Below are 14,296 nucleotides of genomic sequence, written 5' to 3' on the forward strand. Positions count from 1 at the left end.
GTATAACGGCGAACTGCACGGCGTTCGTCGCGGTCCTAATTCATATCGACGACGCTTCGTTTCAAGACTACTCAGGAGATTTCCCATGCGTGTTCCCTTTCGTTTGATCGGCGGTGTGTTGGTCGCGACGTTACTGACCCAGATCACTGCGTGTGGCTCGATTTTCTACCCGGACCGCCGGGGCCAGATCGATGGCAAGATTGACCCCGCGATAGCCGTTCTCGACGCCGTGGGCCTGCTGTTCTACGTCGTTCCGGGCCTGATTGCGTTTGCCGTGGACTTCGCCACCGGCGCGATTTATTACGCCCCGGGCGAGACCGCACAAGTGGCTCCGGAAAAACTTCAGGAAGCCATCGGCGCCGACGGCAAGGTCGATAATCACAGATTGCAGACCATTCTCGAAACCGAGCTGGGTCGCAGCTTCCCGCTGGACGATCCACGCCTGATCCAGCATAAAGGCAGCGCTCAGCAACTGGCCATGTTCGGTCTACGCCCTGCCGCGTGAGCCTGACTTAAAGGAACCGCCGCGCCGATGATTTCCAGCGCCGAACACGCCCGTCTGCTGAGGCTTGCTACCCGCGCCTCTGTCGCGGTGGCGTGCACGTTGATCGTCGCCAAAGCCATCGCCTGGTGGCTGAGCGGTTCGGTCAGCATGCTTGCCGGCTTGACCGATTCGGCGCTCGACGGCGTCACGTCGCTGCTCAATCTGCTGGCCGTACATTACGCTTTGCGGCCGGCCGATGACGATCATCGCTACGGGCACGGCAAGGCAGAATCGCTGGCGGGCATGGCGCAGGCGTTATTTATCGGCGGCAGTGCGGTGCTGATTGCACTGCAGGCGTTTGATCGGTTGCAGCACCCGGAACCAGTCGGCGCGCCGTGGCTCAGCATTGGCGTGATTGTGTTTTCGCTGGCGCTGACCCTGGTGCTGCTGATGTTGCAGCATCGGGTAGTCAAGGCCACGGGATCAAACGCTGTGCGCGCTGACTCGCTGCATTACCGCTCGGACATGCTGCTCAATGGCAGCATCCTGATCGCGCTGATTCTGGCCGGGTTTGGCTGGCATCAGGTCGATGCGTGGTTCGGTCTGGCGATTGCCGTTTATATCCTCTGGAGCGCCTTTCAGATTGCCCGGGAAAGTTTTACCGTGCTGATGGACGAAGAGCTGCCGGTGGACGTCAGCCAGCACATGCTCGAACTGGCCTGCAGTGTGCCGGGTGTGTTGGGCGCGCATGATTTGCGCACGCGGGTGTCCGGTAATCAGTGGTTCGTGCAACTGCACCTGGAGTTACCGGGCGAGCTGACGCTATCGGTCGCACACCGCATCAGCGATCAAGCCGCCGACGCGATCCACGTCGCTTACCCGCGGGCCGAAGTGCTGGTGCACGCCGATCCGCAGGAAGTGGTGGCGGCTGCAAGGTCTCAGTCAGTCACCTGATAACCCCGGCTGCGCAGACAGTCTCCTTGAGCCTGCCGATAGGTCTGCACCACCGACGCGTCCGGTTGATAAGTGGCTTTTCGTGGATCGAAACCGCTCTGCTGCACCGCATATTGATAACACTCGAAACCGTCCTGATTGACCTGCTCCGCCGACTGGCCGTTGGCGGGATAGGCCACTACGTCGTAACCATTGCTGGCCGGTTGCGTTTGTGGCTGGACAGGCGCTTCGACAACGACGTAATCCTGAGTGTTTTCCTGATAGGCGTAGTAAGAACCGGCAGCCAGGAACAACAACGTCCCGCCAACCCAGACTTCACGCGCGTACTCAGGCATGTAACTCACGCGTATCCCGCGCGGCGGTTGCACCACGACATAGCGCGGGCCGAGCGGGCGATACCAGTAGCCGCCCGAGTAGAAATAATCCTGACCACGATAAGGCACGCGGTAATCGCGGTCCGGGAAACGGTCGATCACATGCCCCGGCCGATACTGCGGCCCCGGCCCCCAGCCATTACCGTGCCCGTCCGGACGACCATTCCAGCGCCGGTCATCAGGACGCGGACCGTTATTTTGCCAATGCTGATTGTTGTTGTCGTAACGCCGCGGAATATCCCGGTAATAACCCCGTTTGGGCTCCTGGGTCTGGTTCACGGCGTCGGGCCGGGGCTGAATCGGCAGACTATTGGCCGGCAGTTGCGGCGGCGGAGGCGGCGGGCGAACGGGGTTGTTGTAATCGCGCGGCGGGTTGTTTTGCCCCGGATTGCCCGTGCCCGGCTGAAGGTTTTGCCATTGACCGCCATCGCGCGGCTGTCCGTTCTGTTCGAACTGCCGGCTGTTGTCGCCGCGGATAATCTCGTTGCCCTGCGGACGCGGCTGATTGTTGCCGCCAGGTCCTTGATTGCCCTGGCGACCGTCGCCGCGCTGCCCGCCGTCGGGGCCACGGCCCTGCGGCTCATCGGCCAGCGAGTGCGCGGTCACACTGATGCACAGCAAACCAACACCGGCCAACTGCCAGATGCGCGACTTCATGCTTTTCCTCACTGCGGGTTAGGGCGTGTACTTGAGACTGGGCAATGCACAGACCGGTTCTGCCACAGGTTATCAGTCGCGCAGTTTATTTATTGAGGACAAGCGCCAAATTACGCGCAAAAGAAAAGGGAGACCCGTCGGCCTCCCTTTGAGAACTTCGTCCGTGCTCGACGCTTTTGACGTCGGCTCACCTCACGCCGTCTTGTGGACAGTGTGCAGCTCGGGGGCCGGCACATCCCCGGTGGGGGTGGCGACCGCAGCTGGCCTGATTGGGCGAGCCGCTGTGGACTGTTTGTCCGAGCAGTGATTCTGGTGATAAGCATAGGCTCGCGGCCGCGGCAGAGGATTGCGAAGATTGCTGAAATAAACATCGCTTGCGCAATTTTTAACCCTGGATAGATAATCCGCCGCAATAGATATCAGAAAGGCCTGATTCATGAGCAAACTCGACCGATACGACCTGAGCATTTTGGCGGAATTGCAGCGCGATGCCCGCATCTCCAACCAGGAACTCGCCGAACGCATCGGCCTGTCGCCCTCACCCTGCTCGCGACGGGTCAAGCAACTGGAAGATGACGGCTATATCACCCGCCAGGTAGCCCTGCTAGACCGCAAGATGCTGGGTCTGAGCCTGACGGCTTACGTATTGATCGGCATGGATAGGCATACGCCGGAGCGTTTCGAGAATTTCGAAGCCGCGATTCGGACCTTGCCGCAGGTGCTGGAATGCAGCCTGGTGACCGGGATGGATGCGGACTATCAGCTGAAAGTGGTGGTGCCGGACATGGATCACTATCAGAAACTGCTGCTGGGGCATTTGACCCGGATTGAAGGGGTGACCAGCGTGCGCTCCAGTTTTGTGCTGAATCAGGTGTTGAACAGCACCGAGTTGCCGTTGACCCACTTACGCAGTTGATCCTGTGGCGAGGGGATTTATCCCCGTTCCAGTGCGGAGCACTGGCCAAGGGTTTTAGGGCCGCTTCGCAACCCAGCGGGGATAAATCCCCTCGCCACAGGTGCCTTCAGACCAATAGCTGCGACACACTGCCGCAGGTCAATCCTCGCCCCGCCCTCCCTGCCGTATACTCGCCCCGCCCTTTTAGCCTCGCCCGCGCTGGAGATGTTCGATGGATCCTGCAATTTTCGAAGAGTGGATGATGACCGGACTGGTCAGCATCCTGATCATTTTCATGTGTTTCATCGTCTGGGATCTGGCGAAGAAGTCCCAGGCCGGGCGCTTTGGTTCGTTCATCCTGTTCTTTGTGCTGGGCCTGGGCGTGGGCGCATTCGTGATCAAAAGCGTAGTCATCGGCATGATCGAATCCGGCACTTTATAAGCGCGCTGGCACTTCTTTCCACTGGCCCTGATCGATTCCATCGAGCGTCCAGTCACCGATCCTGACCCGCACCAGACGCAAGGTCGGCAGCCCTACCGCCGCCGTCATTCGCCGAACCTGGCGGTTACGCCCCTCTCGGATCACCAGTTCCAGCCAGCTCGTTGGCACGCTTTTGCGAAAACGCACCGGCGGGTTGCGCGGCCATAGCTCGGGCTCATCCAGTTGCCGTGCTTGGGCAGGCAAGGTCATGCCGTCATTCAGCTCGACGCCCTCGCGCAGGCGCTGCAACTGCTCGGCGCTCGGCTCGCCTTCTACCTGCACCCAATAAGTCTTCGCCAGTTTGTGTTTGGGGTCGGCGATACGCGCCTGAAGCAGGCCATCGTTAGTGAGCAGCAGCAAGCCCTCGCTGTCACGGTCCAGGCGCCCAGCCGGGTAGATCCCCGGAATGTCGATGTAATCCTTGAGCGTCGCCCGCCCTTCGCCGTCGCTGAACTGCGTCAGCACATCAAAAGGCTTATTGAACAGGATCAGTTTCGGCTCGGCCGGCGGCGCTTTGGCGACACGGCGCGGGGCTGAAGAGGCGGGTGATGGCTTCGCACCGGGGCGGCGCGAAACGGGTCGTTGAGGACGAGACATGAGCACAGGAACATCTAACGGTCAGGGCTGCCAATGCTAGTGCCCTGACCGTCAAATGACCATCGCGAATCAGCGGAACGGCGGCTCGTCAAAGCTGCGCAGTTTGCGCGAGTGCAGCGAGTTGAGCTCGGTGCGCAACAGGTCCACCGCTTCGATGCCGATCTTCAAGTGCTGGCTGACCGCTCGCTCGTAAAAGGCGTTGGCCGAACCTGGCAGCTTGATCTCGCTGTGCAACGGCTTATCAGAGACGCACAACAGCGTGCCGTATGGTACCCGCAACCGATAACCCTGGGCGGCAATGGTGCCGCTTTCCATATCCACCGCGACCGCGCGGGACAGGTTGATCAGTGGCCGTTCCTGCGCCCAGCGCAGTTCCCAGTTGCGGTCGTCGTACGTCAGCACAGTGCCGGTGCGCAGGCGTTTTTTCAGCTCGTCGCCCTTTTCGCCTGTGACGTTCGCCGCCGCTTGCTGCAAGGCCATTTGCACTTCGGCAAGGGCCGGGATCGGAATGTTGGGGGGGACCACGCGGTCGAGAATCCCGTCGCGGCGCATATAAGCGTGCGCCAATACGTAATCGCCGATGGTCTGCGACTGACGCAAGCCGCCGCAGTGCCCGATCATCAGCCAGCAATGCGGACGCAGCACGGCCAAATGGTCGGTGATGTTTTTGGCGTTGGAGGGGCCGACACCGATATTCACCAGCGTCACACCATGGCCGTCTTCAGCGATCAGGTGATAGGCCGGCATCTGATAACGATGCCAGACCACGCCGGCTGCGATCGCCGAGGCCTCGCCATGGTCCATGCTCTTTTCAATGATCACGTTGCCCGGCAACACCATGCGCACAAATCGCGGGTCGCTGCGCAACTGCTCCAGGCCATGCACGATGAACTGGTCGACGTAGCGATGGTAGTTGGTCAGCAGAATCCACGGCTGCACATGACGCCAGTCGCTGCCGGTGTAATGCACCAGCCGGCGCAGGGAAAAATCCACTCGCGCGGCATCGAACAGGGCCAGCGGCAGTGGATCGGTGTTTTCCCAATCGTACAGGCCATCGGCGATGCCGTCGGTGGCGGCGGACAGGTCGGTACTCGGGAACACCCGTGCCAGCACGGCGGCGGTGACACCGGAACCGGCCAGCTCATCGCCCTGCTCGACCACGTATGGATACGGAATATTTTGCTGGCTGACACCGACTTCGACGGTCACGGTGAAGTCGTGCATCAACGGCACGAGTTGTTCCAGCAGGTATTTTCGGAAGGCCGCCGGGTGGGTCACAGTGACACTGTAAGTGCCCGGCAACTGAACCTTGGCGTAGGCGCGAGTGGTTTGCGGCACTTCGCCCTGGCAATGGTAGGTCAGACGCAATTCAGGATAACGAAACATCGCACGCTGTTCGGCGTCCGGTTCGATACGATCCTTGAGGTATTGCTTGAGCGCCTGATTCAGCGCAGTGGTTGCACGTTCGTGCAAGATCGCAAGCCGGTCCACGGCTTGCTCGGCGGTTTGAACGACAATAAAAGCTTCGGTCACGATCAGCATCCTGTGTTCTGACTTGCAGAGCTTCATCTTGCCTGCAACAGCGCTTCACGGGAACAGTGGCGTGGAGGCAACCGCACAGATCCTTGTAGGAGTGAGCCTGCTCGCGATAGCGGTATATCAGTCGAAATCAACGTCGTTTGATACACCGTCATCGCGAGCAGGCTCACTCCTACAAAAGGATTGGTGTGGGGTCAGAACCCTTGCGGGGTTGAGCGGGCAACGATGGCTTCCACTTCCAGCCCTCGCGGCAAGGCGCCGTACACACGTCCACCCGTGCCGAGGCGGCTGGCGATGAAGGCGTCACTCACCGCCGAATTACCTGCTTCAAGCAAGAGCTTGGCCTGCAGCCCCAGCGCGATATCTTCAGTCAGCTGTCGCGCGCGGTATTGAATGTCGCCGGTATCCTTGAACGCCGTGCGCAACTGCTCGATGTGCGCGGCCAGACGCCGGTCGCCATGCCCGTCGCCCAACTCGCTGAACAACACATCAAGCACGCCCGGCTCTTTCGACAAGGCGCGCAAGACGTCAAGGCACTGCACATTGCCCGAGCCTTCCCACGTCGAATTGACCGGCGCCTCGCGATACAGCCGCGGCAGAATGCTGTCTTCCACGTAACCCGCGCCGCCCATGCATTCGGCCGCTTCGTTGATCATCGCGGGCGCCCGTTTGCAGATCCAGTACTTGCCCACCGCCGTCACCAGGCGAGCGAATTTCGCTTCATGGGCATCATCCAGATGATCGAGCGCACGCCCCATGCGCAGGCTCAACGCCAACGCCGCTTCGCTCTCCAGCGCCAGATCGGCAAGCACGTTCTGCATTAACGGCTGATCGCTCAGCAACTTGCCGCCGACGCTGCGATGGGCGCAGTGGTGACTGGCCTGGGTCAGCGCCTGCCGCATCAGCGAGCTGGAGCCGACCATGCAATCGAAGCGGGTCATGGCGACCATTTCGATAATGGTCGGAACGCCGCGCCCTTCTTCACCGACCATCCACGCCAGCGCGCCACGAAACTCGACTTCGCTGGACGCGTTGGAGCAATTGCCGAGTTTGTTTTTCAAGCGCTGGATGTAGAACTGATTGCGCGTGTCGTCCGGACGGTGCCGGGGTAGAAGGAAGCAGGTCAGGCCCTTGTCGGTCTGCGCCAGCGTCAGAAACGCATCGCACATCGGCGCCGAACAGAACCACTTGTGGCCGACCAGTTCATACGCCTGGCCCGGACCGCCGGCGCCCACCGGATACGCCTTGGTGGTGTTGGCCCGCACGTCGGTGCCGCCCTGTTTTTCGGTCATGGCCATGCCGATAGTCACGCCGGCCTTGTGCGCCATGCCGACATTGCGCGGATCGTACTCGGTGGCGAGGATTTTCGGCAGCCACTGCTCGGCCAGATCGGGCTGCAAACGCATCGCTGGAACACTGGCGAAAGTCATGGTCAACGGACAGCCGCTGCCGGCTTCCGCCTGGCTGTGCAGATAGGTCATCGAGGCGCGAGCGACGTGCGCGCCGGATTGCGGATGCGCCCAGGGCAGCGAGGTCAAACCGTGTTCGACGGCGGTGCGCATCAATTGGTGGTAAGCCGGGTGAAATTCCACCAGATCGATGCGATGGCCGTAGCGATCATGGCTGCTGAACACCGGTTTGTTCTGATTGGCCAGGAACCCTGCTTCCATCAACGGCCCACCGGCTAACGCACCGTAGGCATCGATCCGCGACTCGGCCCAGCTGGCGCCAAAGCGCCGCGACCACTCCTGCAAAGGCAAGTCGATGCGGTACAGGTTGGTGCCGTCCAGCGATGGCGGCTGGTTGCTGACCTCGTGGGTTTCGGCGAACTGATGCAGGTTCATGACAGGGATCCTCTGGTCGGCCAAGGGGTTCAGTTAAGCACCGCCCCGAGGCCGAACAAAGTGGCATAACTGCCTAACTGTCGGCGCTTTCGCCGTGTTTCGGACAGAGCACTCGTCGATGCAAGCCCGCCTGTAAGTCTTCGAATTTCACCGGTTTATGCAGGTAGTCGATCAAGTCACCGACGGCGCAGCGTTCGCTATCAGCGCCAGCGGCCACCACGAATATTGGCAGCTCGGCGCAACCGGGCAGCGCGCGAATCTGGCAGCAAAGTGACGGCCCGTTGTGCGGTGGCAACTGGCAATCGAGCAACACGGCATCGAAGGTTTCGCGTTGCAAATAGTCAATCGCGGAGAGTGCGTTGTCTGCCGTGCGCACGCGAAACCCCAGCTTGAGCAGCATACCGCGCATTACCAGTTGGTTGATGCTGCTGTCATCCACCAGCAACACCGTGCACTCCTGCGGTTGACGCATGCGCGGCACTTCGCGGATTGCCGATGGCACAGCCGAGCGTTCGACCACGGGCAGTTCAAATTCGACATCGAGCTGAAAGCGGCTGCCGCTGCCGGGTTCGGAGCGATGTGTCATCTGCCCGCCGAGCAGGTCCACCAGTTGTCCACAAATCGCCAGACCGACGCCCAGGCCGCCATGTTCACGGGTCATCGAACCGTCCAGCTGGAAGAAGCGTTGATACAGGTTCGCCTCGCACAGATCAGTAAAGCCGATGCCGGTGTCGATCACGACAAAGGACAACGCCCAGCGGCCGGCCTCTACTGGTTTGCCGGTGACCCGCAGAATGACTCCGCCGATCCGGGTGAACTTGATCGCGTTGTCCAGCAGGCATTCCAGGCTTTGTGCAAGCTTGGCGCTGTCACCGTGCACGCGATCCGGCAGCCCCGGGGTGACATCAACTTTGAAGTCGAGGCCTTTGCTCAATGCATTGCCTTCGAACTGCATGCGAAGTGCTTCGATCACGCCGCGCAGGCTGAAGGTCGACTTCGACACGCTGAGATTGCCGGCCTGCAATTCAGTCAGCGTCAGGATGCCGTTGACCATGCGCATCATGTCCCGCGCAGAACCGGCGGCTGTCTGCTGGTATTGCTCGAGTTCGGGGTTCATCTCGACGGTTTGCATCAACTCAAGTGAGCCTATGACGCCGTTCATCGGCGTGCGCAGCTCGTGGGTCAGGGTTGCGAGGAACTCATCTTTCAGTTTGTTGCTGTGCGCCAGTTGCAGATTGAGCGCTTCCAGTTTCTGACCGGCATCGACCAGCGTCTGCGCCTGTTGCTCACGCATGGCATTGATGCGGTCGGCCAAGGCCAGGGACAACAAGGCGACCTCAATCGCCGAGCCGATCTGGCTGGAATACATGGTCAGGAACACATTGGGCAGGAATCCCAGCACCATCAGCGTATTGACGATGCCGCCGAGTAAAAACGCCGACCAGGCAATGATGAAATAGCGCGCCACCCGCAAGCCGCGCGACCAGACGAAAATGCCGGCGGCGAAAATCACCACGGTGAAGACCAGCGCCAGCGTCGTGGCCAAACGCAGCGCCAGGGCGTAACTGGTCATCAACGACAACCCGACCACCAGCGCAGCGAACGCAATCAATGCCAGCAGCAAGCGGTCAAGCCAGCGACTGTAAGTGGCCGTCTGCAGGAAACTGCGGGCAAACTGGCTGCCGAACAGGCCTGCGCAGCCGATGAAGAATGGCGTAGCCGCGTTCGCCCACCACGGATTGTTCGGCCAGAAATACTGCACCGCTGCGCCGTTGACCGACAATTGATAGAGACCGAACGAGGCGATGTAAAAAATGTAATAGAGGTAACTGGTGTCGCGCACGCTCAGGTAGATGAACAGGTTGTAGACCAGCATCCCGAGCAAAACGCCGTATATCAGCCCCAACACGTACAGACGCAGCGGCTGTTCTTCGAGGAACGCGGTGCTCGACCACAACGTCACCGGCGCCTGAATCGAGCCTTGGCTTTGCAGGCGCAGGAACAACGTTTGCGTTTGTTCCGGGACAAAGTTCAGGTCGAACAGATAATTGTTCTGACGGATTTCACGACTGGCGAACGGCAAGGCGTCGCCGGTCTGGCTGGCCAATCGGTAGCCACCGGTAGCATCGGGCACGTACAAATCAAGGTGATCAAGGGGCGGATAAGCCAGTTCCAGCAACCACGTTCGCTGCGTGGCAGGGTTGCTGGGGCGGTACTTCAGATCGATTTTCAACCAGAACGCCGAGCGTGAGTAGCCAGCGTTGAGCGTGTCCTTGTCGTGCGGCCTGAAGTGGCCGGCAGCGGCCTGCGCTCGCACATCGTCGAACGTCGCGTGACCGTCGACGTCTTCGAATACTTGCAGGGATTTACCCAAGGGGAGGCGTTGGGTGAATTCATCGAATTCGACTGCGCTCGCCATGAGGGGCAAACAAAACAGCAATATCAGCAAATAGCGCATTGAAGCCCCAGCGTGGCTTGTCCGGTTATCTCAAAAAGCCCCTCATTCCCTTTGAGCAGACACGAACCGGCGTTACCTGTTATTGATTTGGATCCACTCTAGCATAGCCGCTGATGGCCATTAAGCACCATTGAAATATTTCCTACAAAGGCTCTAGCACGGGCGTTCCAGTCAATTATGCAGGTGAAGATCTGTCACTGTATCGGCAGCCACGGGAGTTCCTGTAGTGGCCGGGGCAGCCTGCGTTCAGCACGCTCCACGTCATGACTCGCCAGTCGACTGGTGGTAAGCTCGCGCACCATGAATATCTACAGCTCTCGCCCTGTTGTCCTCTGTCTCTCCGGCCACGACCCCAGTGGTGGCGCCGGCTTGCAGGCAGATATCGAAGCCTTGCTTGCGCAGGGTTGTCACGCGGCTCCGGCCGTCACCGCCCTGACCGTGCAAGACACGGTCAATGTCACTGACTTCCGCGTCCTCGACCGTGAGTGGGTACTGGCTCAAGCCAATGCCGTGCTCAACGACTCCGAAGTCGCGGCAGTCAAACTGGGGATGCTCGGTTCGCTGGAGATGGTCGACACCGTGGTCGAACTGCTCTCGGCGCACCCGCATTTGCCGATGGTCTGTGACCCGGTGTTGCGTGCCGGTGGCGGCGGGCGACTGGGCAAGGACGAAGTCGGCTACGCCATGCGCGAACGCCTCCTGCCCTTGGCCATCATCGCCACCCCTAATCTCCCCGAAGCGCGCATCCTCGCCGAACTGCCGGAAGGCACCGCGGACGAGTGCGCCGAAAAACTTCTGCCGTACGTCAAACACCTGTTGATCACCGGCGGTCATGGTGATGAAGCAGAGATCCACAATCGCCTGTACAGCCGCGACGGTGCCCGTCAAACCTTTATCTGCCAACGTCTGCCCGGCAGTTATCACGGTTCCGGTTGCACCCTGGCGAGTGCGCTGGCCGGTCGTCTGGCGCAAGGTGAAAACCTCGTCAGCGCCGTGCAGACCGCGCTTAACTACACGTGGCGAACCCTGCGTGATGCAGAGCAACTGGGCAAAGGTCAGTTCGTACCACGCCGCCTGCCGCTGGATTTCTGTTCGTAACTTTTCATGCGTAAAGCGCAGAGGCTGGTCCGATGAAACTACGTGGCCTGTACGCCATTACCGACAGCCAGTTACTGGCCGGTAAATTTCTTTCGTACGTGGAGGCGGCGCTGGACGGCGGCGTCACGCTGCTGCAGTACCGCGACAAAAGCAGCGACGAGGCCCGACGCCTGCGCGAGGCCGAAACCCTGCGCAACCTGTGCGAGCGCTACAAGACCCGGTTGATCATCAATGACGACGCCGAACTCGCCGCACGCCTGAACGTCGGCGTGCACCTGGGCCAGACCGATGGCCCATTGACGCCCGCCCGTGCGTTGCTCGGTCGCCAGGCGATTATCGGTTCGACGTGCCACGCACAACTCGAACTCGCCGAGCAGGCGGCCAAGGAAGGCGCAAGCTATGTCGCGTTCGGTCGCTTTTTCAATTCCAGCACCAAACCCGGCGCGCCCACCTGCAGTCTCGATCTGCTGGACCAGGCCAGAGCCAAACTGCACCTGCCGATCTGCGCGATTGGCGGCATCACCCTCGACAACGCGGCGCCGCTGGTGGCCCACGGGGTCGATTTACTCGCGGTAGTCCACGGCCTGTTCGGCGCCGAAAGCACCGCCGAAGTCACCCGCCGCGCGCGCGCCTTTAACGAATTGTTCAAAATCTGATTTGAGAGCCCGATCATGTCTCGTTCCGAAACGCTGTTTGCCAATGCCCAGAAACACATTCCCGGTGGTGTGAATTCGCCTGTTCGCGCGTTCAAAAGCGTCGGCGGCACTCCGCTGTTTTTCAAGCACGCTGAAGGCGCGTACGTCACTGACGAAGATGACAAGCGCTATGTCGATTACGTAGGTTCGTGGGGCCCGATGATCCTCGGCCACAGCCATCCCGAAGTGCTCGACGCGGTGCGCAAGCAGCTTGAGCACGGCCTGTCGTACGGCGCGCCGACCGAGATGGAAACGCAGATGGCAGACCTCGTCTGCTCGATCGTGCCGTCGATGGAAATGGTGCGCATGGTCAGCTCCGGCACCGAAGCAACCATGAGCGCGATTCGTCTGGCCCGTGGTTTTACCGGCCGCGACAGCATCATCAAGTTCGAAGGCTGCTACCACGGTCACTCCGACAGCCTGCTGGTCAAAGCCGGTTCCGGCGCGCTGACCCAAGGCGTGCCGAGCTCGGCCGGTGTGCCGGCGGCTTTCGCCAGACACACCCTGACCCTGCCCTTTAATGACATCGATGCGGTCGACACCATGCTGGCCGAAGTCGGTCAGGAAGTGGCGTGCATCATCGTCGAGCCAGTGGCCGGCAACATGAACTGCGTACCCCCGGCGCCGGGTTTCCTCGAAGGCCTGCGCAGCCTCTGCGACAAGCACGGCGTGGTGCTGATTTTCGATGAAGTGATGACCGGTTTCCGCGTTGCCCTCGGCGGTGCTCAGGCGCACTACGGCGTCACGCCGGACCTGAGCACGTTCGGCAAGATCATCGGCGGCGGCATGCCGGTCGGCTGCTTTGGCGGCAAACGCGAAATCATGTCGCACATTGCGCCGCTGGGCCCGGTCTATCAGGCCGGCACACTGTCGGGTAATCCGTTGGCGATGGCCGCCGGCCTGACCACGCTGCGTCTGATCAGCCGTCCGGGTTTCCACGATGAACTGACCGACTACACCAGCCGTCTGCTCGACGGCCTGCAGCAACGCGCCGATGCTGCCGGCATTCCGTTCGTGACGACCCAGGCCGGCGGCATGTTCGGCTTGTACTTCAGCGGAGCCGACGACATCGTGACCTTCGATGACGTGATGGGCAGCGATGCCAACCTGTTCAAGCGCTTCTTCCACTTGATGCTCGAAGGTGGCGTGTACCTGGCACCGAGTGCATTTGAAGCGGGTTTCACCTCCATTGCCCATGGCGATGCCGAGCTGAAACTGACACTGGACGCCGCCGAGCGCGCCTTCGCTGCCTTGAAATAAATGCCAGGCCGCTGACGTTGGCTACTGCCAGCGTCAGCATTTACTTACATCAAGGCTGTTACTCCCACTCTTCTGCCAATAATTACCCGCAAAGTGGGCGATATATTCCCCACGCAGCAGAAAAACGAGTAAAGACTTTGTAAGGTTGGCCCTGCTTATTTCATAATGCGCGCTTATTGGATCCCCCTTGTTGGGTCCGCGCGCCCTTCAGAGGTAAGTCGATTCCCATGAACCGCACCGGCCGCACCCTTGCATTGGGCTGCCTGTTGCTCCTTCAGCCCCTGCTCGCGCTCGCACAGGCAGGCGGCAACTCGTTGTTAATCCCAGCGATGGGTCGCTGCACCCTCAATACCCAGCCGCAAGATCTGGCACAGGCTCTCGCTGCCTGCCAGAAAGCGTCGGATGAAGGGGATGCCCAAGCGCAATACGAGTTGGGTGAGTTCTACTACGACGGCAAAAATGCGCCGCGCGACCTCAATCAGGCTCTGGCCTATTTCGAAAAAGCTTCACTGCAGGGTCACGCCCAGGCGCAGTTCAAGCTCGGCAGCATGTTTTTCCATGGCGAAGGCGTACCGGCCAATAATGTTCAGGCGTACATCGTGCTGAAGATGGCGGCGGTGAATGGCGCGGAAGATGCGCTGGATACGGCGGACGAAGTGGCGGAGAAAATGCCTCGCGAAGAGCTGGAAGTCGCGACTCAAGTGCTGGGGCAGATCTTTCGTAAATACCTGATGGAATTGCAGAGTGCCGATGGGCGCACGCCGTTTGCGCCATTGCCCTGAAGATGCGGTGCATTGTGGTGATGGGCAAGCATGTGGTGAGGGGGCTTGCCTGTGGCGAGGGAGCTTGCTCCCGCTCGGCTGCGAAGCAGTCGTAAAGTCAGTGCACGCGGTCTGCCTGGAAGTTAGCGGAGGCTGATTTCAGGGCCGCTTCGCAGCCCAGCGGGAGCAAGCTCCCTCG

13 protein-coding genes are annotated in these 14,296 nt (G+C 60.6%); 8 read left to right on the plus strand and 5 right to left on the minus strand.

The window, feature by feature from the left end:
• The first annotated feature begins 85 nt into the window (after positions 1 to 85).
• Together DU29_RS0105380 and DU29_RS0105385 are read left to right on the plus strand one after the other, a co-directional pair.
• Entirely contained in the window at positions 86 to 505 is a 420-nt protein-coding gene (locus DU29_RS0105380; RefSeq protein WP_028620794.1) for a hypothetical protein, read from the plus strand.
• A gap of 27 nt (positions 506 to 532) precedes the next feature.
• Positions 533 to 1,438 (plus strand): cation diffusion facilitator family transporter, encoded by a 906-nt coding sequence (locus DU29_RS0105385; protein ID WP_028620795.1) that lies wholly within the window; start codon positions 533 to 535, stop codon positions 1,436 to 1,438.
• Here DU29_RS0105385 and DU29_RS0105390 read toward each other — a convergent pair.
• Complete coding sequence (locus DU29_RS0105390) at positions 1,423 to 2,469, minus strand: DUF6515 family protein (protein ID WP_028620796.1); 1,047 nt, start codon at positions 2,467 to 2,469, stop codon at positions 1,423 to 1,425. The genes DU29_RS0105385 and DU29_RS0105390 overlap by 16 nt on opposite strands.
• Positions 2,470 to 2,905: 436 nt before the next feature.
• Here DU29_RS0105390 and DU29_RS0105395 point away from each other — a divergent pair, with 436 nt between their 5' ends.
• Both DU29_RS0105395 and DU29_RS0105400 read left to right on the plus strand, forming a co-directional pair.
• Positions 2,906 to 3,385, plus strand: coding sequence for an Lrp/AsnC family transcriptional regulator (locus tag DU29_RS0105395; RefSeq protein ID WP_007894448.1), 480 nt, complete (start codon positions 2,906 to 2,908; stop codon positions 3,383 to 3,385).
• A gap of 211 nt (positions 3,386 to 3,596) precedes the next feature.
• Positions 3,597 to 3,806, plus strand: coding sequence for a DUF2788 domain-containing protein (locus tag DU29_RS0105400; RefSeq protein ID WP_028620797.1), 210 nt, complete (start codon positions 3,597 to 3,599; stop codon positions 3,804 to 3,806).
• On the opposite strand, the gene DU29_RS0105405 is transcribed toward DU29_RS0105400, so the two are convergent.
• From DU29_RS0105405 to DU29_RS0105420, 4 genes are all read right to left on the minus strand, one after another.
• The gene (locus DU29_RS0105405) at positions 3,801 to 4,442 is read right to left on the minus strand and encodes a pseudouridine synthase (protein ID WP_028620798.1); all 642 of its coding nucleotides are present in this window, start codon (positions 4,440 to 4,442) and stop codon (positions 3,801 to 3,803) included. The two genes, DU29_RS0105400 and DU29_RS0105405, sit on opposite strands and share 6 nt — an antisense overlap.
• Positions 4,443 to 4,511: 69 nt before the next feature.
• Positions 4,512 to 6,011, minus strand: a complete 1,500-nt coding sequence (gene amn, locus DU29_RS0105410) for an AMP nucleosidase (RefSeq protein ID WP_177326941.1) — start codon at positions 6,009 to 6,011, stop codon at positions 4,512 to 4,514.
• A gap of 164 nt (positions 6,012 to 6,175) precedes the next feature.
• Entirely contained in the window at positions 6,176 to 7,825 is a 1,650-nt protein-coding gene (locus DU29_RS0105415; protein ID WP_028620800.1) for an acyl-CoA dehydrogenase family protein, read from the minus strand.
• A 73-nt stretch (positions 7,826 to 7,898) separates the two neighbouring features.
• A complete protein-coding gene (locus DU29_RS0105420) occupies positions 7,899 to 10,283 on the minus strand; it encodes a hybrid sensor histidine kinase/response regulator (protein WP_028620801.1) in 2,385 nt (794 codons plus the stop codon).
• Between the two features lie 300 nt (positions 10,284 to 10,583).
• Here DU29_RS0105420 and DU29_RS0105425 point away from each other — a divergent pair, with 300 nt between their 5' ends.
• From DU29_RS0105425 to DU29_RS0105440, 4 genes are all read left to right on the plus strand, one after another.
• Positions 10,584 to 11,381, plus strand: coding sequence for a hydroxymethylpyrimidine/phosphomethylpyrimidine kinase (locus DU29_RS0105425; RefSeq protein WP_028620802.1), 798 nt, complete (start codon positions 10,584 to 10,586; stop codon positions 11,379 to 11,381).
• Between the two features lie 32 nt (positions 11,382 to 11,413).
• Entirely contained in the window at positions 11,414 to 12,037 is a 624-nt protein-coding gene (gene thiE / locus DU29_RS0105430; protein WP_028620803.1) for a thiamine phosphate synthase, read from the plus strand.
• A gap of 15 nt (positions 12,038 to 12,052) precedes the next feature.
• Positions 12,053 to 13,336: a glutamate-1-semialdehyde 2,1-aminomutase gene (hemL, locus tag DU29_RS0105435; protein WP_028620804.1), complete on the plus strand. Its 1,284-nt coding sequence runs from the start codon at positions 12,053 to 12,055 to the stop codon at positions 13,334 to 13,336.
• A gap of 227 nt (positions 13,337 to 13,563) precedes the next feature.
• Positions 13,564 to 14,118: a tetratricopeptide repeat protein gene (locus DU29_RS0105440; RefSeq protein ID WP_028620805.1), complete on the plus strand. Its 555-nt coding sequence runs from the start codon at positions 13,564 to 13,566 to the stop codon at positions 14,116 to 14,118.
• Positions 14,119 to 14,296 lie beyond the last annotated feature (178 nt).

It is taken from the genome of Pseudomonas sp. Ant30-3 (assembly GCF_000690905.1).
GTDB lineage: Bacteria > Pseudomonadota > Gammaproteobacteria > Pseudomonadales > Pseudomonadaceae > Aquipseudomonas.

Bases quoted from the DNA above. Each gene is read 5' to 3' on its own strand.
- DU29_RS0105380 (WP_028620794.1), top strand. From the start codon at position 86: ATGCGTGTTCCCTTTCGTTTGATCGGCGGTGTGTTGGTCGCGACGTTA.
- DU29_RS0105385 (WP_028620795.1), top strand. From the start codon at position 533: ATGATTTCCAGCGCCGAACACGCCCGTCTGCTGAGGCTTGCTACCCGC.
- DU29_RS0105390 (WP_028620796.1), bottom strand. From the start codon at position 2,469: ATGAAGTCGCGCATCTGGCAGTTGGCCGGTGTTGGTTTGCTGTGCATC.
- DU29_RS0105395 (WP_007894448.1), top strand. From the start codon at position 2,906: ATGAGCAAACTCGACCGATACGACCTGAGCATTTTGGCGGAATTGCAG.
- DU29_RS0105400 (WP_028620797.1), top strand. From the start codon at position 3,597: ATGGATCCTGCAATTTTCGAAGAGTGGATGATGACCGGACTGGTCAGC.
- DU29_RS0105405 (WP_028620798.1), bottom strand. From the start codon at position 4,442: ATGTCTCGTCCTCAACGACCCGTTTCGCGCCGCCCCGGTGCGAAGCCA.
- amn (WP_177326941.1), bottom strand. From the start codon at position 6,011: ATGAAGCTCTGCAAGTCAGAACACAGGATGCTGATCGTGACCGAAGCT.
- DU29_RS0105415 (WP_028620800.1), bottom strand. From the start codon at position 7,825: ATGAACCTGCATCAGTTCGCCGAAACCCACGAGGTCAGCAACCAGCCG.
- DU29_RS0105420 (WP_028620801.1), bottom strand. From the start codon at position 10,283: ATGCGCTATTTGCTGATATTGCTGTTTTGTTTGCCCCTCATGGCGAGC.
- DU29_RS0105425 (WP_028620802.1), top strand. From the start codon at position 10,584: ATGAATATCTACAGCTCTCGCCCTGTTGTCCTCTGTCTCTCCGGCCAC.
- thiE (WP_028620803.1), top strand. From the start codon at position 11,414: ATGAAACTACGTGGCCTGTACGCCATTACCGACAGCCAGTTACTGGCC.
- hemL (WP_028620804.1), top strand. From the start codon at position 12,053: ATGTCTCGTTCCGAAACGCTGTTTGCCAATGCCCAGAAACACATTCCC.
- DU29_RS0105440 (WP_028620805.1), top strand. From the start codon at position 13,564: ATGAACCGCACCGGCCGCACCCTTGCATTGGGCTGCCTGTTGCTCCTT.